13 protein-coding genes are annotated in these 17,968 nt (G+C 67.0%); 10 read left to right on the forward strand and 3 right to left on the reverse strand.

From position 1 onward, the window contains the following. Positions 1 to 15: 15 nt before the first annotated feature. The 3 genes from AC07OK_RS10240 to lnt are packed head-to-tail and all read left to right on the forward strand — an operon-like array spanning position 16 to position 4,267. The gene (locus AC07OK_RS10240; RefSeq protein WP_494690216.1) at positions 16 to 1,110 is read left to right on the forward strand and encodes an SGNH/GDSL hydrolase family protein; all 1,095 of its coding nucleotides are present in this window, start codon (positions 16 to 18) and stop codon (positions 1,108 to 1,110) included. 20 nt (positions 1,111 to 1,130) lie between these two features. Continuing rightward, the gene (locus AC07OK_RS10245; protein WP_494690217.1) at positions 1,131 to 1,808 is read left to right on the forward strand and encodes a hypothetical protein; all 678 of its coding nucleotides are present in this window, start codon (positions 1,131 to 1,133) and stop codon (positions 1,806 to 1,808) included. Between the two features lie 5 nt (positions 1,809 to 1,813). Continuing rightward, positions 1,814 to 4,267, forward strand: a complete 2,454-nt coding sequence (lnt, locus tag AC07OK_RS10250; protein ID WP_494690218.1) for an apolipoprotein N-acyltransferase — start codon at positions 1,814 to 1,816, stop codon at positions 4,265 to 4,267. Here lnt and AC07OK_RS10255 read toward each other — a convergent pair whose 3' ends face one another. After that, positions 4,268 to 6,436, reverse strand: coding sequence for a HAMP domain-containing methyl-accepting chemotaxis protein (locus AC07OK_RS10255; protein WP_494690219.1), 2,169 nt, complete (start codon positions 6,434 to 6,436; stop codon positions 4,268 to 4,270). Positions 6,437 to 6,617: 181 nt separating this feature from the next. Between AC07OK_RS10255 and AC07OK_RS10260 the strand changes: the two genes are divergently transcribed. The 7 genes from AC07OK_RS10260 to AC07OK_RS10290 all read left to right on the forward strand — a co-directional run bounded on the left by AC07OK_RS10260 (position 6,618) and on the right by AC07OK_RS10290 (position 15,840). After that, positions 6,618 to 7,454: an arylamine N-acetyltransferase family protein gene (locus tag AC07OK_RS10260; protein WP_494690220.1), complete on the forward strand. Its 837-nt coding sequence runs from the start codon at positions 6,618 to 6,620 to the stop codon at positions 7,452 to 7,454. A gap of 97 nt (positions 7,455 to 7,551) precedes the next feature. After that, positions 7,552 to 8,334, forward strand: coding sequence for a substrate-binding periplasmic protein (locus AC07OK_RS10265; protein WP_494690221.1), 783 nt, complete (start codon positions 7,552 to 7,554; stop codon positions 8,332 to 8,334). Positions 8,335 to 8,354: 20 nt separating this feature from the next. Continuing rightward, positions 8,355 to 9,458, forward strand: a complete 1,104-nt coding sequence (locus AC07OK_RS10270) for a hypothetical protein (protein ID WP_494690222.1) — start codon at positions 8,355 to 8,357, stop codon at positions 9,456 to 9,458. A 14-nt stretch (positions 9,459 to 9,472) separates the two neighbouring features. Further along, a complete protein-coding gene (locus tag AC07OK_RS10275; protein ID WP_494690223.1) occupies positions 9,473 to 9,898 on the forward strand; it encodes a phosphate ABC transporter substrate-binding protein in 426 nt (141 codons plus the stop codon). 253 nt (positions 9,899 to 10,151) lie between these two features. Continuing rightward, positions 10,152 to 11,648, forward strand: a complete 1,497-nt coding sequence (locus AC07OK_RS10280) for a glycoside hydrolase family 30 protein (protein ID WP_494690224.1) — start codon at positions 10,152 to 10,154, stop codon at positions 11,646 to 11,648. Positions 11,649 to 11,721: 73 nt separating this feature from the next. Beyond that, positions 11,722 to 13,086 carry a glycoside hydrolase family 5 protein gene (locus AC07OK_RS10285; RefSeq protein ID WP_494690225.1) on the forward strand — a complete coding sequence of 455 codons (1,365 nt, stop codon included), beginning with the start codon at positions 11,722 to 11,724 and terminating at the stop codon, positions 13,084 to 13,086. A gap of 36 nt (positions 13,087 to 13,122) precedes the next feature. Next, the gene (locus tag AC07OK_RS10290; protein WP_494690226.1) at positions 13,123 to 15,840 is read left to right on the forward strand and encodes a TonB-dependent receptor; all 2,718 of its coding nucleotides are present in this window, start codon (positions 13,123 to 13,125) and stop codon (positions 15,838 to 15,840) included. 34 nt (positions 15,841 to 15,874) lie between these two features. On the opposite strand, the gene AC07OK_RS10295 is transcribed toward AC07OK_RS10290, so the two are convergent. Together AC07OK_RS10295 and AC07OK_RS10300 are read right to left on the reverse strand one after the other, a co-directional pair. Further along, positions 15,875 to 16,267, reverse strand: a complete 393-nt coding sequence (locus AC07OK_RS10295) for an EF-hand domain-containing protein (protein WP_494690227.1) — start codon at positions 16,265 to 16,267, stop codon at positions 15,875 to 15,877. Positions 16,268 to 16,308: 41 nt separating this feature from the next. After that, positions 16,309 to 17,874: a S10 family peptidase gene (locus AC07OK_RS10300; protein WP_494690370.1), complete on the reverse strand. Its 1,566-nt coding sequence runs from the start codon at positions 17,872 to 17,874 to the stop codon at positions 16,309 to 16,311. Positions 17,875 to 17,968: the final 94 nt, after the last annotated feature.

A 17,968-nucleotide genomic window follows, 5' to 3' on the forward strand; every position in this document is an offset into this window, starting at 1 on the left:
GATCGGAGACACCCCATGTCGTACACCCGCTTTCACAAGAAGTCGTTGCCTACGCTATTGTCCTCGCTGTTCCTGCTGGCCCTCGGCGGCCAAGCGGCGGCCAGCACCCTGAACCAAAACGTCTCGTGGACCATCGACCGTCCCGGCACCTCCACCGTCTACCGCGTGGTGGCCTACGGCGATTCGATCTTTGCCGGCTACAACGGCTCCGTCGTCAGCGCCGCCAAGTACTCGGCGCCGACGGTGGATGCGGAATACCTGTCCGCGCTGTGGAACGCCGACATCGAGAGCGTGCGCCGCACCAAGTCCGGCGCGGTGGCCTCGGACGTGTACAACAACAAGATCGTGGCCGAACGTTCGTATATGCAAGCCAGTAACACCCGCGTGGTGGCGTTCGAAATGTGCGGCAATGACGGCCTGCAGGCCCGCACCGCCTTCAAGAGCCAGACCGGCACCTGCGACGACAGCGTGCTGACCGCGGCCGAAAGCAGCTGCAAGACCTATGTCGGGGCGGCGATGGACTACATCAACGCCAACGCCTATTCCGGCGTCAAGCTCAAGCTGGTGTCCAACCTGCACTACCCAGGCTACGACGCGGACAACGTCCAGAGTTCCTGCACCGACCCGTCGACCGGCAAGACCGTCAACATGCAGGACAAGTTCCTGCCTTCGCTGGTGCGCATCAACTTCGCGATGTGCGACCTGGCGCGCCAGAAGGGCTTTGCCTGCGCCGACAACTTCGCCCAGTACATGGGCGCCGACTATGACAGCAACGGCGACGGCAAGGTCGACTCTGAAGCGCTGCGCTATGTCGCCGGCGAGAGCCAGTCCAGCTACCTGACGCGGATCACCACCACCTTGCGCTCGACGCTGCGCGACGCCAACACCCACTTCGTGTCGGCCGGCAGCAGCTACGACTACATCCAGTCGGACGACACCCACCCGACCTACAGCGGCAGCACCGTCACGGCCGGCCTGTTCGGCGGCAGCACCGGTTCCGGCGCGCCGCGCTACAGCACTATCGCCGGCGGCAAGAACCCGATCTGGAACCAGTACGGCCATGAGCGGATGGGCTGGGCGGTGTCGACCTACAACGTCGCCACGCCTTGATGCACGGCTGAGTTGATCCCTTGGCACAGCCTCCCCAGCGGCCGGAAGACGGTAGCGAGACCCCGGGCGCGGGCCGCGCCTGGCGTCCGCGCACCGGCTTGCTGGCGGCCGCGCTGGTGCTGGCCGTGATCGGCTTCGGCGTGCTGGTCTTCCTGGTCACCGCGCCGGACCCCGGCATCACCGCCGGGGCTGTGCCGCAACCGCTTGCGGCCGGCGCGGCGGTGGCTTCCGGGCCGCCGCCGGCATCGTCGCCTGCCGCGCCGCAGACCGCGGCGCCGGCACCGCAGCGCGCGCCGGAAGGCGACGCCGACCCGACGCGCGACCTGAAAAGCTATGTGGCACGTGGCGAGAAGCCGACCATGCCCGAAGTGATAGAACGCCTGCATGAGCGCGGCATCTATTCCGGCCTCGGCGCGTTTTCGCCGCCGGGCACCCGTCCACCCATGGTCGGCCTGGCGGTGCCCGAGGACTTCGTGCTGCCGGAGGGCTACGTGCGCCACCACCAGGCCACCGACGATGGCCAGCGCATCGAAGCGATCCTGATGTTCGCGCCGGATTTCCAACTGTACGACGCCGCCCACAATCCGATTCCCATGCCCAAGAACCGGGTCGTGCCGCCGGAGCTGGCGCCGCCCGGACTGCCGATCCGGCGCATCGTCGTTCCCCCTCCCATTGAACCGGCCGCTCCCGGCCGCTGACCCGCATGCGACAACTTTTCACCTCCTCCTCGGCGCGCATGGTCGCCGGCATCCTGGCGAGCGCCGTCCTGTCGGCCCTGTATGCCCGTGGTGGCCCTGGCTGGCTGCTGGGCTTCGTGCTGCTGGTCCCGTGGCTGGGCGCGCTGAACGCCAGCCGCTCGCTGGCCGCGACCCTGGCTTCCGCTTACCTGATGTCGCTGGCCTACACGGCGGCCGTCTTCCCCTGGTTCGGCATCGCGCTGGGACGCTACACGCAGGTCGGCGCAGGCGCCGGCCTGGCCGTGCTGTTGCTGGCTGCGCCCGTGTTCCAGCCGCAGTTCCTGGTGTTCGCGTTGGTGCGCCATGTGAGTGGACGCGGGCATGGTCCGCTGCTGCGCGCGCTGGCGGCGGCGGCGGCCTGGGTGGCGGCCGAATGGCTGCTGCCCAAGCTGCTTGGCGACACGCTCGGCTACGGCCTCTATCCATCGCAGCTGATGCGCCAGGGCGCGGCCGTGGGCGGCGGCGCCGGCCTGACCGTGCTGCTGTTGCTGGCCAATGAAGGCGTCGTGGCGGCGCTGGCGGGGCGCCGGCATGGCTGGCGCGCAGTCACACAGCCGCTGGCGCTGGCCGCGCTGGGACCGCTGCTGCTGGCGATCTACGGACTGGCGGCGTTGCCGGATAGCGGCAGCGCCGCCGGCAAGCCTTTGCGCATGGGCCTGGTCCAGTCCAACATCGTCGATTACGAAGGCTTGCGCAGGCAAAAGGGCGCGGGCGCGGTGGTGCGCGAAGTGCTCGATGCACATTTCGCCATGAGCTATGACGCCGTGGTGCGGCGCCATGCGGACGCGGTGCTGTGGTCGGAGACCGCCTATCCCACCACGTTCGGCCATCCCAAGAGCGCAGCCGGCGCAGGCTACGATCGCGAGATCCTCGCCACCGTCCAGGCCGCCGGCGTGCCCTTTGTGTTCGGCACCTACGACAGCGACGGCGAAGGCGAATACAACGCGGCCGCCTTCGTGCAGCCCGGCAGCCCGGCGGCCTTCTACCGCAAGACCCATCTGTTCCCCTTCACCGAATACGTGCCGGCCTGGCTGGACGGGCCGCGATTGCGTAGCCTGCTGCCGTGGACCGGCAACTGGAAGGCGGGCAATGGCGCGCGGGTGTTCCCGCTGCGCCTGGCCGACGGCCGCGAGATCCCGGTGCTGCCGCTGATCTGCCTCGACGATGTCGACGCCAGCCTGGCGCTCGCCGGCGCCAGGCTGGGCGCGCAGGCCATCCTGACCATGTCGAACGACTCCTGGTTCAGCGACGCGCCCGAAGGCGCGCGCCTGCACCAGACGGTGGCCGCGTTCCGCAGCATCGAAACGCGGCTGCCGCAATTTCGCGTCACCACCAACGGCTACAGCGCGGCGTTCGACGCCAGCGGCGCGCTGCTGGCGGGCACGCGCATGGGCGAACCGGCGCTGGTGGTCGCCGACCTGGTGGTGCGCAAGCCGGCGCCGACCCTGATGGTGCGCTGGGGCGACTGGGTAGGGAAGGCCGCCTGCGCCTTGCTGCTGTTGCTGGCGGCCCGGGCGGCCATTCCTTCCTGGCGCTCGCCGGCGGCGGACGGCGTAGCGCCGGCGCGGCTGGCGATGACGTTTCCGGTCCGGGTCGCGGTGTTGCCACCGGCGGCCCGCCTGGCCGCGGCGCTGCTGCGCATGCTGGCGCGCGCCGGCCTGCTCGGCATCTGCGTGGCCTTGCTGCTCAACGAACCATTGCGGACCAACACGCTGGCGCAAATCCGCTGGTTCAGCGGACTGTTCCTGGCGCCGGAAGCCGCCTCGTGGTGCGTGCTGCTGGCGTTTGCCGCGCAGGCGTCGATCCGCGACGGCGTGCTGGTGTTGACGCGCGGCGCCCAGCGCATCGAACTGGCGCTGGGCGAGATTGCCGCGGTCAGCTTGTGGCGCCTGCCGGTGCCTGCCGCCGGCCTGGCGTTGCGCCTGGCGTCGGGCCAGCGCTGGCGCTACGGACTGGCGCTGGCCAACCCGCTGGCCTTCGCCGCCGCGCTGGCCGGCGCCGGCGGCCCCCAGGGTTTCGAGCAGCCCGGCGCGACGCTGGGCGTGTATGCGGGCGCCCGCCTGGCGCTGCGCCGCCGCAAGCTCGACCGTCCATTGGTCAAGTTCGGTCTGTTGCCGCTGGCGCTGGCCATCCCGGCTTTCCACCTGCACCAGCACATCGCCTACGGCAGCGCCTTCGGCGAGTTCTACAGCTACGGCCTGAAGGCTTACCTGCTGGCGTTTGCCCTGTGGTGGGCGGCCTGGTCGATCGGCGTGGTGCTGAGCGCGGCCTTGCTGCGGGCCGCGATCGAAGCTGGCACGCTGCTGGCGGCCTTGCTGCGGCCAGGCCGGGCGATCGACGTCCGCCACTGGCTGGAGCGCGCCGGCCGCGCGGCGCTGTACCTGGGCCTGCCCGGATGGTTGCTGGCGAACCTGTATTGACTAGAACTTGCCGAACTTGCTCTCGTCGACTTCCTGCACGCTGCTGGACATGGCGTGCAGGTTCTGCGCCGGCCCCTGCCGATGACCGCCGCGCACCGGCGGTGACGGCCGGCGGCCCTTGGCGGGCGCGCCGGCGCGGCCGCCGCCTTCGAGCCTGAAGAAGGCCATCGACGTTTGCAACTGCTCGGCCTGGCCGCTCATTTCCTCGGCCGTGGCCGCCAACTGTTCCGAGCTTGAGGCGTTCTGCTGGGTGGTCTGGCTCAGCTGGCCCACCGCGCTGTTGATCTGGCCCACGCCGGCCGATTGCTCCTCCGACGCGGCGGTGATTTCCTGCACCAGGTCCGATGTCTTGCGGATGTTCGGCACCATCTGGTCGAGCAGGCGGCCGGCCTTCTCGGCCAGGTCGACGCTGCTGGTGGCGACCTGTTCGATCTCCTGCGCCGCCAGCTGGCTGCGTTCGGCCAGCTTGCGCACCTCGGCGGCCACCACCGCGAACCCCTTGCCGTGGTCGCCGGCGCGGGCCGCCTCGATGGCCGCGTTCAGCGCCAGCAGATTGGTCTGGTAGGCGATGTCGTCGATGATATGGATCTTCTTGGCGATCTGCTGCATCGCCGCCACGGTCGAGCGCACCGCGTTGCCGCCTTCGACCGCTTCCTTGGCGGCCTGGCTGGCCATGCCGTCGGTGATCCTGGCGTTCTCGGTGTTGGCCGAGATCGAGGCCGTCATCTGCTCGATCGCGGCGCTGGTTTCCTCGGTGCCGGCGGCCTGTTCGCTGGCGGCCTGGGACAGCGTCTGCGCGGTCGCGCTGATCTCTTCGGAGGCGCTGGCCAGGGCCTCGGCGCTGCCGTTGACCTCGGTGACCACCTGGCCCAGCTTGTAGACGGTGTTGTTGCAGAATTCCTTGAGCTCACCGAACGAGCCCTCGTAGTCCTTGTCGATGCTGGTGCTGAGGTCGCCCTCGGACATGGCGCCCATCACCCGCACCACGTCGTCGATGCTGGCGCCGGTGGTGGTGACCAGGTTGTTCAAGCCCTCGCCCATCTCTTTCTGGAAGCCTTGCAGGCCGGCCAGGTCGACCCGGTTGTTGAAGTTGCCGTGGTTGGCCGCCTCGACCACGCGGCGCTGGCCTTCGATCACTTGCTGGAGCTTGGCGATCATCTGGTTGGCGTAATCCTTGAGCTCGCCGAACGCGCCTTCATAGGGTTTCTCGATGCTCTTCGACAGGTCGCCGGCCGACAGCGCGCCCATCACCCGCACCACGTCGTCGATGCTGGCGCCGGTGGTTTGCATCAGCGCGTTCAGGCCGTCGGCCATGTCCTTCTGGAAGCCCTGCAGATCGGTGGCGCCGATGCGCATGGCGAAATTGCCGCGGTTGGCCGCGTCCACCATATTGCGCTGGCTTTCTATCATTTCGCGCAGCTTGACGATCATGTGCTTCATCGCCGCCAGCAGCTGGCCGGTCTCGTCGTTTGATGTGACCTGGATGTCCAGGTTGAGGTCGCCGCGCGCCAGGGTTTCGGCGGCCGTCACCGCCTGCCTGATCGGACGGGTGATGCTGAGCGTGATGTAGATCCCTGCGCCGATGGTCAGCACCACGATCACCGCCAGCGTCTCGATCACCTTGGTCTGGGCGGCGGCGCTGACCTCGCTCATGACCTGGTCGGCGTGCTTGAGGGTGGCCTCGGTCTTCTGGGTCAGGCTGGCGAGGGCGGCGCTGATCGGCTTGTCGGCGCCGGCCACCGCCTTGTCGAGCTCGTTCGGATTATCGGTCTTGGCGCGCATGGCGATCAGCACCGCCATGTCCTTGCGGTAGGCGGTGGCGCCGTCGCGCAATTGGCTCAGCAGTTTGTCTTCGTCGGCGGTCAGGAAACCGGTGGCCCGGTAGTCGTCCAGCGTGTGGTCGACATCGGCCATGTCGGCTTCGAATTTCTTGTCGTAGTCGCCGCCGCGCAGGATGTAGTTCTTGAAATGGTGGATGCCGGCGCCCAGGGCGTTGGAGCCGCGGTTGATCGCGCCGCGCTTGGCCAGCGCGTCCTCCTTGATGGTCTTCCATTGCTCGTTCATGGCGGAGGTCTCGTGGATGGCGATCCAGCCCAGCGCCACCGACAGCATCGTGAGCAGAAAAAACGCCAAGCCTAAACGCGTGCCAACCTTCAAATTGGAAAACATGTACGCCTCCTGGTCGAGAAAGTACTGCCGCTGAGGTAATGCGCTACGCCAATAAGTGTGAAGTCGATACTACCTCCATTCGACTTGCATTTGATACGGCGGCATGCGGTTCTGTGGGAATTGTGAAACGCGAAAGCGCTGCTATCATGGTGGCTCTTTCGCTAACATTGCAGGCGGGACCATGGAATTACTGGACGCATATTGCGCGCGCATCGGCTACACCGGGCCGCGCACCCCCACGCTCGATACGCTGCGCGCCTTGCAGCAGTTGCACCCGGCCGCCATTCCGTTCGAGGCCATCGACGTGCTGCTGGAGCGGCCGGTGCTGCTGGCACCGGAGGCGGTGGACGCCAAGCTGCTACGGGCCGGGCGCGGCGGCTACTGCTTCGAGCAGAACAAGCTGTTCCAGCGCGTGCTGTGCGCGCTGGGCTACCAGGTCGAACCGCTGATCGCCCAGGTGCAATGGATGGCCGGCCCCGAGGCGCGGCGGCGGCCGCGCACCCATATGGTGTTGCGGGTGACGGTGGACGGCCAGCCCTGGCTGTGCGATGTCGGCTTCGGCAGCTGCGTGCTGACGGCGCCGATCCGCTTCGACCTGGCCACGCCGCAAGCCACGCAGCACGAGCGCTTCCGCATCACGCCGCAGGGCAACGAGCATCTGCTGGAAGCGCAGCTGGGCGACGACTGGATGCCGGCCTACCTGGTCTCGCCGGCGCTCTGCCGCGACGGCGATTATGAGATGGCGAACTACTACTCGTCGACCTACCCGCAATCGATTTTCCGTCACGACCTGCTCGTGGCGCGCAGCAGGCCCGAGGCGCGCCATGCGCTGCTGCGCAACCGGCTGACGATACGCCGCGCCGACGGCGGCGGCGAGCGCCGCTTCTTGAATGCCGACCAGATCGAGCGGGCGCTGGCCGAGCTGTTCCTGCTGCCGGTGGCGCCCGACTGGCGTCCGCTGATCGAGCGCGCGGCGGCCGCCGTGTGGGACGAGTCGGCTGGCCAGGCCAGTCGATAGTACAAAAAAAAGTTTTCATCGACGCAACACTTATTGCGGTGGTCGAGGCGGCATTTGCTAGAATGGGTCTCGGATTGTTGCGGTCGGCTCCCATGTTATGAATCGTTACTACGCATTCTTGCTGTTGCTGTGCCTCGCTACAGGTTCCGCCTGCGCCGGCACGGTGCGGGTCTGCGCCGACCAGGCGGAAATGCCGCCCTTCGTGTTCGCCGAGCGCGCCGGCGGCCAGCGCGGCGGCCATGTGGTGGGGGCCAGCGTCGACCTGCTCAACCTGATCGGCGCGCGCTACGGCTGGACCGTCAATGTGCAACTGCTGCCCTGGGCGCGCTGCCTGGCGCTGGTGGCCGACCATCGGGTCGATATCGCGCTCAACGTCGGCCAGGCCGATGCCGCCGGCAACCTGGTGCTGAGCGACGCCTACTTCACCATGCACAATGTGTATTTCTACTCGCGCCGGGCGCGGCCGCAAGGGCTCAGCCTGCAACAGCTGGGCGACGTGCGCCACTACCATCTGTGCGGCCTGGGTGGCTACCGCTTCGAGGTCTACGGCATCCCCACCAGCACGGTCGACCGCGGCGCCACCATCGGCTACGAACAGCTGATCGGCAAGCTGCACCTGGGCCGCTGCGACCTGTTCATCGACAGCCGCGAGACCATGGCCGGCCAGTACCTGATCAACCCCAAGCTGCGCAGCCTGCTGGTGGACGGCACGCTGGTGAGCCAGCCGCTGCCCGATTCGCCGCTGCGGCCCTTGTATTTCGGCGTGGCGGCCAGCGGCGCCGACGCGGCCCGGCTGTTGCAGTCCTTGAACGAAGGCCTGGTGCGCCTGGCCAAGACCAAGGAACTCGATAAGCTGCTGGCCCACTACATGGAACAATAACCAACCTGCATGGAGCCTGGATGCCTGCCAATTCTCGTCTGATTTCAGCCTCGACTGCGATACTGCTGAGCCTGGCCTTGCCCGCGCGCGCGGCGGAATTCGCGGCCGATCCGGTACGGCCCTGGCTGTCGGTCAACGGCTTTGGCACGGTCGGCCTGGCGCACTCGGACGAGCACGGCGCCGACTATGTGTTCGACAACCTGCAACCCTCGGGCACCGGCCGCAACCGCCAGTGGACCGGCGATGTCGATAGCCGGCTGGGCCTGCAACTGACGGCCAACTTCACGCCGCAGCTGTCCGGCGTGGTGCAGCTGGTGTCGGAATACCGCTGGAATGGCACGTATCGGCCGTTGGTCAGCTGGGCCAATCTGAAATACGCGGTGACGCCGGACCTCAGCGTGCGGGTGGGACGGATCGGCCTGGCCAGCTTCCTGGCGTCGGATTCGCGCCGGGTCGGCTACAGCAATATCACGGCGCGTCCGCCGATCGAGGTCTACCGCCTGCTGGCGCTGAAGGAAAGCGACGGCGTGGACGCCTCGTACCGCATCCATGCCGGCGACATCAGCAACACCACCAGCATCCTGTATGGCAAGCGCACCACCACCAACACGCGCGGCATCGACGTCCACTCCACCGCCGTGATGGGCATCTTCGACACCCTGGAGCGGGGCCCGCTGACGCTGCACGCGGCCTACCAGCAACGCGACGTCGACAACCAGAACCCGCCGCGCGGGCGCTTCGCGTCGCTGGGCGCGTCGTGGGACCCGGGCGAGTGGTTCGTCAGCAGCGAATGGGTACGGGTCACCAATTATGACGGCAAGCGCGTCAAGGCCATCCGCGAAGCCTGGTATGTGAACGGCGGCATGCGCTTCGGCACGCTGACGCCTTATGTCACCGTGTCCGAACTGCGGCCGCTGACCGACACCGGCAACATCCCGGTGGCCCAGCACACCTATGCGGCCGGCCTGCGCTGGGACGCGGCGCGCAACCTCGACCTCAAGGTGCAATGGGACCAGCTGCACCTGGGCGCCAATTCCTACGGCACCTTGCAGAGCGTGGTGGCCGGCACGCCGCGCGGCGGCCGGGTCAACGTGGTCAGCTTGCTGGCCGATTTCCTTTACTGACGGGAGGATAGATCATGCACAAGTCCATCCCCCATTGCTTGCTGGCCGCGTTGTTATTGGCCGGCAGTTGCAGCCGCGCCGAGGTGGTGGTGATCGTCTCGGCCCGCAACGCCGTCAAGGCCCTCAGCGGCGAGCAGGCGGCCGACCTGTTCCTCGGCAAGGCGGTCGATTTCCCCAACGGCCAGCACGCGGTGCCGATCGACCAGAGCGAAGGCTCGCCGGTGCGCGATGTGTTCTACCTGAAGAGCAGCGGCAAGGCGCCGGCGCAGATGAAGGCCTACTGGGCCCACATGCTGTTCACCGGACGCGGCCAGCCGCCGGTGGAGTCCGGCGACAGCGCCGCCATCAAGCGCCTGGTGGCCGACAACCCCAACCTGATCGGCTATATCGACCGCAGCGCGCTGGACGCCAGCGTGCGCGCGGTGCTGTCCATCCACTAGCGACCGTGGCAAATTCGCTACAGCAAAAAATCGCGTGTGGCGCACGGGCAGAATACGGGTTTCGCGATGGGCGGCCAACTTAATTTGGCGCACTTTTTGCGCGCCAAAAACTCACCAATTGACACCGCCCAAGCTTTTCCCTGATTGACATCGCGGAATTCACGGTGCTATAGTGAAATTAACAAGTGGAAGCGTTTCCACTCACGTAAAAACCACAGACGGACGGGCCACGACCCTTCTGCATGGAGACAGAATGTTCACTGCCAGTCCCGCTCTGCCGGGTGATGCGGCCTTGCGCCCTTCGCCAGTCCGCCTTCCGCTGCAACCGTTGTTGCGCCTGCTTGCCGTGCTGCCGTTGCTGCCATTGCTGTTGTGCGCGCACGGCGCCGCGCGGGCCCAGGGCCCTGTCCAGGCCTGGATCACCACCGGCGACCAGAGCCAGCTGCTGGCGCGCGGCGCCGACGCCACGTTCGGCTCCGGCGTCAAGGCCGCCATCGTCATCGACGTCGACCCGGCCCAGCGTTACCAGGAGATGGTGGGCTTCGGCGCCGCCATCACCGACGCCTCGGCCTGGCTGATCCAGAACCGCCTGAATCCGCAGCAGCGCGGCGCGCTGATGAACGAGCTGTTCGGCAAGGCGCCCGGCGCCAACTTCAGCTTCACCCGCCTGACCATCGGCGCCTCCGATTTCTCGCGCCACCACTACAGCTTCGACGACATGCCGCCCGGCCAGACCGACCCGACGCTGGCGCATTTCTCCATCGAGCCCAACCGCGCCGACGTGCTGCCGGTCACCCAGGCCGCGCTGGCGATCAACCCGAAACTGCGCGTGATGGCCTCGCCGTGGAGCGCGCCCGGCTGGATGAAAAGCACCGACAGCCTGATCCAGGGCACCCTGAAGCCGGAAGCGTACGCGCCGTTCGCCGCCTACCTGTCGCGCTATGTCGGCGCCTACGAGCAGGAGGGCGTGCCGATCTACGCGCTGACCTTGCAGAACGAACCGCACTTCGAACCCAAGGACTACCCCGGCATGCGGGTCGAGCCGGCCAAGCGCGCCGCCTTCATCGGCGGCCACCTGGGCCCGCTGCTGGCCAAGCAGCATCCGCACACCCGCATCCTCGACTGGGACCACAACTGGGACGAGCCGGGCTCGCCGGCCGATGTGCTGAAAGACCCGGTGGCCAAGCAATACGTCAACGGCGTGGCCTGGCACTGCTACGGCGGCGACGTGCGGGTGCAGGCCGCGCTGCACGACCGCTGGCCGGACAAGGATACTTATTTCACCGAATGCTCGGGCGGCAAATGGGCGCCGGTATGGTCGGACAATCTGCAGCACTTCGCCCGCACGCTGGTGATCGGCGCCACGCGCGGCTGGGCCAAGGGCGTGCTGCTGTGGAACCTGGCTCTGGACGAGAACGACGGCCCGCACCTGGGCGGCTGCAAGGATTGCCGTGGCGTGGTCACCATCGACAGCCGCGACGGCAAGGTCACGCGCAACGAGGAGTACTACGCGCTGGCCCACGCCAGCCGCTTCGTGCGCCAGGGCGCGCGCCGCATCGCCTCCAGCAGCGGCTACAACGAGCTCGACACGGTGGCCTTCCGCAACGCCGACGACGGTTCGGTGGCGCTGATGGTGGTGAACTCGGCCAAGGCGGCGCGCAGCTTCGCCGTGCGCCTGGCGCCGGGCCAGCGCAGCTTCAGCTACACCTTGCCGGCCGCCAGCGTCGCCACATTTACCTGGAAACCGTAAGCAGAACTGCTGTGCAAACGCACGGCAGTTTTTTCAGAACGCCAGTGGAAGCGCTTCCATAAGGGAGAAGCAGATGTTCAAGTTGCTGAGTGTGTTGTTCGCCATGGGCTTGGCCGCCTGCTTGGCCGGCTGCGGCAGCGGCGGCGGTTCCAGCGTCGTGGCGCCGCCCGCGCCGCCGCCGGTGGAAGCGATCAAGCCGACCCCGGTGACGCCGGTGCCGCTGCTGCCGCTGACCATGCTGCACACGCAGGGCACCAAATGGCTGAAGGCGGACGGCAGCGCGGTGGCGCTCAAGGGCACCAACCTCGGCAACTGGCTGATCAACGAATTCTGGATGATGGGGCAGGGCAGCGCCGGCATCGACGACCAGTGCAAGCTGGAGGCCAATCTCGACACCCGCTTCGGCTACGCGGAGCGCCAGCGCCTGATGCAGCTGTTGCGCGACAACTGGATCACCACCCGCGATTGGGACCAGATGCAGAAGTTCGGCCTGAACGTGGTGCGCCTGCCTTTCCTCTACAGCGTGGTCGAGGATGAGAAAAATCCGCGCCAGCTGCGCACCGACGCCTGGCGCTACCTGGACGACGCCATCGCCCAGGCCGAGAAGCGCGGCATGTACGTGATCCTCGACCTGCACGGCGCGGTCGGCTCGCAGGGCTGGGAGCAGCACAGCGGCTGCGCCAACCAGAACCTGTACTGGTCGACGCCGGAATTCCAGGACCGCACCATCTGGCTGTGGCAGCAGGTGGCCGGCCGCTACCGGGACCGCGCGGCGGTGGCCGGCTACAGCGTGCTCAACGAACCATGGGGCACCACCGCCGCCAACCTGGCCGCCGTGGTCAAGACCCTGTACACGGCGATCCGCGCGGTCGATCCCAAGCACGTGGTGATACTGCCCGGCCACAACAGCGGCAACATCACGGCCTACGGCAAGCCGTCCGAGCAGGGCATGAGCAATGTCGCGTTCGAGATGCACTTCTATCCCGGCCTGTTCGGCTGGGGCCAGCCCGGCCTGGCGGTCCACAAGGACTGGCTCACCTGCGGCGGCGGCGGCAACAGCGGCGTGTGCGAATGGGACAACAAGATCAAAGCCGTCGACACCGCCTTCTTCATCGGCGAAACCCAGCCGTGGATGGGCCTGGGCCTGGACCTGGGCGGCCAGGTCGCCCGCGCCTCCTTCGACACCTACGCCAAGTACGGCTGGGCCACCACGGCGTGGAGCTGGAAGGTGGTCAGCAACGGCGGCGGCCAGGGCAGCGGCAGCTGGGGTTTCGTCACCAACGCCGCCGGCGCCGCCGTGCCCGCCGTCGACTTCACCAAGGCGTCCATCGCCGATATCGAAAACCTGTTCAAGTCGTTTGGCACCCAGGCTTATGAGGTCCACCAGCCCCTGCAGGATTGGATGACCAGCAGCACCGCACCGCAGCCGTTCCGTTAGTATTTTCCACCCGTCTAAAATTATAAGAGAGACTAGATGATGAGCAAGCCAACCCAAGCACTCGCACTGACACCGATCGCCGCCGCCTGCGCGGCGCTGGCGTTCGCTTCCGCCCCGGCGTGGGCGCAGCAGGGACCGTCGGCCGGCGCCGACGACAAGCAAGTCCAGTCGGTGGTCGTCACCGGCATCCGCCGCAGCATCGAAACCTCGATGGCGGTCAAGCGCGACGCCGATTCCATCGTCGAGGCCATCACCGCCGAGGACATCGGCAAGCTGCCCGACGTCAGCATCGCCGAATCCATCGCCCGCCTGGCCGGCCTGACGGCGCAGCGCGTCGAAGGCCGGGCGCAGGTGATCTCGATCCGCGGCCTGGCGCCGGACTTCTCCGGCACCCTGATGAACGGGCGCGAGCTGGTCTCCACCAGCAACAACCGCGGCGCCGAGTACGACCAGTATCCGTCCGAGCTGATCAACGGCGTCACGGTCTACAAGACGCCCGACGCGTCGCTGGCCGGCGGCGGCCTGTCCGGCACGGTGGACCTGCACACCGTGCGTCCGCTCGACATCCGCGAGCGCACCATCGTCTTCAACGCGCGCGGCGAGCACAATTCCAACGGCAAGCTGAACGCGAACACGCCGGCCAACGGCAACCGCGTCAGCGCCTCGTATGTGGACCAGTTCATGAACAACACGCTGGGCGTGGCCTTCGGCTACGCCCACCTCGATTCGCCGGGCCAGCAGCAGGAATACAAATCGTGGTGGTGGGGCACCGACAACAAGCTGCCCAAGGGCGACGAGGACGTGGTGGCGCTGAAGGGCGCCGAAGTGACGGCCACCTCGCGCAAGCAAAAGCGCGACGGCCTGATGGGCGTGCTCGAATACCGTCCGACCAAGGAATTCCGCACCTCGCTCGACCTGTACTATTCCGAATTCAAGGAAGACACCACCATGCGCGGCATGATGTGGAACTCGCACCAGTGGAGCGACGTCACCTACACCAACCCGGTGATCCAGACCATCGGCGGCACCCGCCTGCTGGTGGGCGGTTCGCTGGTCAACCTGGAACCCATCGTCCGCAACGACTTCAACACCCGCAAGGACCAACTGGGCGCGGTGGGCTGGAACAACACCTACAAGAAGGACGGCTGGACCCTGGTGGGCGACGCCTCGTACTCGAGCGCCAAGCGGCGCGAGACGGTGCTGGAAACCTACGCCGGCCTGGGCCCGGCCGGCTCGCACATCACCGACAACAACTTCAAGTTCCAGATTCCGACCGCCAGCGGTCTGCCGACCTTCACGCCCAGCATCAACTTCGCCGACCCGGCCATCATCAAGCTGACCGACGTCGGCGGCTGGGGCAAGGACGCCGACATGCACCACCCGGTGGTGGAGGACAAGCTGGGTTCGATCAAGTTCTCGGCCAAGCGCGACCTGGAGGGCATGTTCCGCAACATGGAAGGCGGCGTCAACTTCAGCAAGCGCGAGAAGACCCACGCCGACACCAACAACTACTGGAACCTGAAGAACGGCCGCGCGCCGGCCGTGGTCTCGTCCGACCTGATCGAGCCGTCGACCGCGCTGGCCTTCGCCGGCATCCCGAGCGTGCTGACCTATGACGTCATGGGCGTGCTGGGCAAGTACTACACGATGCAGCCGGCCCGTCCCGACGACCAGGCGCTGCAGGACTGGGGCGTGACCGAGAAAGTCACCACCGCCTACGCGCGGCTGGGCATCGACACCGACGTCGGCCCCTTCCCGCTGCGCGGCAACCTCGGCCTGCAGGCGGTCAACGTCGACCAGAAATCGCGCGGCGCCACCGTCAACGCCGGCAAGCTGGGTTCGATTACCGGCGGCGCCAACTACACCGACGTGCTGCCCAGCCTGAACCTGAACTTCGACCTCGGCAAGTACCTGGATACCACCAACCTGCGCTTCGGCGCCGCCAAGACCGTGGCCCGGCCGCAGATGCAGGACATGCGCGCCGGCGTTTCGGGCGGGGTCGACGCCACCACCCGCATGTGGAACGGCAGCGGCGGCAACCCGCAACTGGAGCCATGGCGCGCCAATTCCTACGACCTGTCGATGGAAAAATACATCGGCAAGCGCAGCTACATCGCCGCCGCGCTCTGGTATAAAAAGCTGCAGAGCTACATCTACAACCAGCAGACCGCGTTCAGCTTCGCCGGCTTCCCGAATCCGTCGGGCGTGGTGCCGCTGCAGGACATCGGCACCTTGAACCGGCCGACCAACGGCGCGGGCGGCCTGGTCAAGGGTGTCGAACTGTCGGGCGCGCTGGACGGCGGCCTGCTGTACGCGCCGCTGGAAGGCTTCGGCGTGACGGGCAGCATGTCCGGCACGGAGAGCTCGATCCATCCCAACGGTCCGGGCACGAAGGAGAAGCTGCCGGGGCTGTCGGGCGTGGTGTCCAACTTCACGGTCTACTACGAGAAATCGGGTTACCAGGCGCGCGCCAGCCGCCGCTACCGTTCGGCGTATCGCGGCGAGGTGACGGGACTGTTCGCGCAGCGTTCCTTCAGCGAGATCCTGGCCGAGCGCCAGATCGACCTGCAGCTCGGTTATGCGATCGAGGAGGGCCGCTACAAGGGCCTGTCCTTCTTGTTCCAGGTGAACAACCTGAACAACTCGCCTTACCAGACCCGCCAGGGCGACGCGTTCTCGGGCGGTTCGTACGCGCCCGAGCGCTACACCACCTACGGCCGCCAGTTCCTGCTGGGCTTGAACTACAAGCTGTAAGCCGATGAATGCACGCTGATGAAGCGCGCGCCGCTCAGCGCGAGCGCGCTTCTTCGCGTCGCTGGATGATGAAGGCCTTCAAGTCTTCGAACGAGACCGCGCCGCGCTGGGCGCTGTCGATGTGGTCGAAGTTTTTCTCGATGAAGCCCAGGCCGGCCTTGTGCGCTTCTTCACGGCTCAGGCTGCCGTTGCCGTCCAGGTCGGCCTCTTCAAAGCGTTTCTTCAGTTTCTGCATGGCCTGGTATTGCAATATGGGGCCGGAGGCGCCGTCGCGCGGCGGCTTGCGCATGGCCGGCGGGATGTAGGGGTCGGGATGGAGCGGCGCCGACATCATCAGCGGCGCGGCTTCCCGGTTCGGCGCCTGGGCGTGGACGCAGCCGCAGGCCGTCGCGGCGGCTAGCATGGCAATGTGGATCAGCAGTTTCATGATGGTCTCCCCCGCGCGGCGTATTGAGCCTGGCGCATGGCTTATGGTGTCACTGTGACGCTGTTGAAGAAATTAATCAAATCCATTTGCTGGGTCCGGCGTGCAGTGTCGTCTAGATACGTCATATGGCCGCTTGCGTAATATTTGAGCACAATTAGCGGATTGGCACCCAAACGCGCCAGATCGAGCTCGGTCTGGTGGAAAGGCGTGGCCAGGTCGTGGTAGCCGTTGACCGACAGCACCCTCATGGTCGGGTTCAGCGTCATGGCGGCGGCCAGGTCCGGGATGGTGTCCGGCAGCTGCTTGCCGTCGTGGCTGAAATCCCATTGCCCGCCGATGTTGTTGCTGCTGGTGTAGCGCGAGCGGGCGCTGTAATGCAGCTCGTCCGACAGGTAGCTCACGATGCCGTTGACGAAGGCGGAGTTGATGACCGTCAGCGAGGGATCGCCGTCGACCGTCAGCGCGCTGCCGGTGGGCGCGGAGACGCGGGCGTCGTAGCGGCCCAGCAGCTTGCCCGGCACGGCGTTCCGTTGATAGTAGTCCGGCCCCATGTCGAAGTTCTGCTGCCAGGTCAGCACCGGCAGGCCGGTGTAGCCGACCAGTTGCGCGATCACGCCGGCCGGCGGCGCAACCTTGCTGGCCAGGTAAGCCGTCATGGCGCCGCGGTAATCGCCGGCGGCGAAATTGCGCGCCTGCTGCACGTAGGCGCTGAAATCGGTGGGCAGCGGATTGCTGCGCTGGTAGTAGGCGCTGGTGGCGGCGTAGGTCGGGACGTAGCCTTCGCAGCTGATGGCGCCCGGATCGAGCACGCCGCAGTTGCTGTTGTAGTCCATGATGGACGATTGCAGCACCACCGCGGCCACCTGCACGCCGGCCAGTTCCAGCAGGTTGGCCAGCACCGCCGTGCGCGGCGTGCCATACGACTCGCCGAACAGGATCTTGGGCGAGGCCTCGCGCTGGTTGACGGCCACGTAGCGCTGCACGAAATCGCGGAAGGCGGCGGCGTCCGCGTCCACGCCCCAGAAGCTCTGGTTGGTGTTGGGCGCGATGGCTTGCGAGTAGCCGGTGCCGATGGCGTCCACGAACACCAGGTCCGATTGCACCAGCAAGGTTTCCTGGTTGTCGACCAGCTGCACCGGCATGACGGTGGCGTTGGGGATGGTGCTGACCAGCCGGCGCGGCCCGAACGAACCCAGATGCAGGTAAATGGAGGAGGAACCGGGTCCGCCGTTGTAGAAGAAGGTGACGGGCCGCTTGGCCGCACCGGCGCCGGCCACGGTGTAGGCGACGTAGAAGAACGAGGCCGAGGCCTTGCCGGTGCGGACGTCGGTCGCGGTCAGGTGGCCGGTGGTGGCGGTGTAGTTGAACTGCTGGCCGTTCAGCTGGATATGGCTGGCGATGACGGCGGCGTTTTCGTTGGGCGCCGACAGCGAGGCGCTGGCGAGGCTGGAATAGGCCAGCGTGTCGTCGAAGGCGCCGGGCAGCGCCGGCGCGGTGGGCGTGACCGGGGGCGTGGGATCGGTTGTTACCGCCGCGCTGGAACCGCCGCCACCGCCGCCGCAGGCGACCAATAACGCGGCGCAGGCGGCCAACGCCGCAGCGCGCAACTCAAACCGCCATCCATGCAATTTTGTAGGTTTTGCCACGATGCTCTCCACCAGGCCGGATCACAATTATGATCCCGGCTTGCATGAAATGCAT

This window comes from Duganella sp. GW821-FHT07G03 (assembly GCF_059418605.1).

Bases quoted from the DNA above. Each gene is read 5' to 3' on its own strand.
- AC07OK_RS10270 (WP_494690222.1), top strand. From the start codon at position 8,355: ATGCCTGCCAATTCTCGTCTGATTTCAGCCTCGACTGCGATACTGCTG.
- AC07OK_RS10295 (WP_494690227.1), bottom strand. From the start codon at position 16,267: ATGAAACTGCTGATCCACATTGCCATGCTAGCCGCCGCGACGGCCTGC.
- AC07OK_RS10275 (WP_494690223.1), top strand. From the start codon at position 9,473: ATGCACAAGTCCATCCCCCATTGCTTGCTGGCCGCGTTGTTATTGGCC.
- AC07OK_RS10265 (WP_494690221.1), top strand. From the start codon at position 7,552: ATGAATCGTTACTACGCATTCTTGCTGTTGCTGTGCCTCGCTACAGGT.
- AC07OK_RS10240 (WP_494690216.1), top strand. From the start codon at position 16: ATGTCGTACACCCGCTTTCACAAGAAGTCGTTGCCTACGCTATTGTCC.
- AC07OK_RS10255 (WP_494690219.1), bottom strand. From the start codon at position 6,436: ATGTTTTCCAATTTGAAGGTTGGCACGCGTTTAGGCTTGGCGTTTTTT.
- AC07OK_RS10285 (WP_494690225.1), top strand. From the start codon at position 11,722: ATGTTCAAGTTGCTGAGTGTGTTGTTCGCCATGGGCTTGGCCGCCTGC.
- AC07OK_RS10280 (WP_494690224.1), top strand. From the start codon at position 10,152: ATGTTCACTGCCAGTCCCGCTCTGCCGGGTGATGCGGCCTTGCGCCCT.
- lnt (WP_494690218.1), top strand. From the start codon at position 1,814: ATGCGACAACTTTTCACCTCCTCCTCGGCGCGCATGGTCGCCGGCATC.
- AC07OK_RS10260 (WP_494690220.1), top strand. From the start codon at position 6,618: ATGGAATTACTGGACGCATATTGCGCGCGCATCGGCTACACCGGGCCG.
- AC07OK_RS10290 (WP_494690226.1), top strand. From the start codon at position 13,123: ATGATGAGCAAGCCAACCCAAGCACTCGCACTGACACCGATCGCCGCC.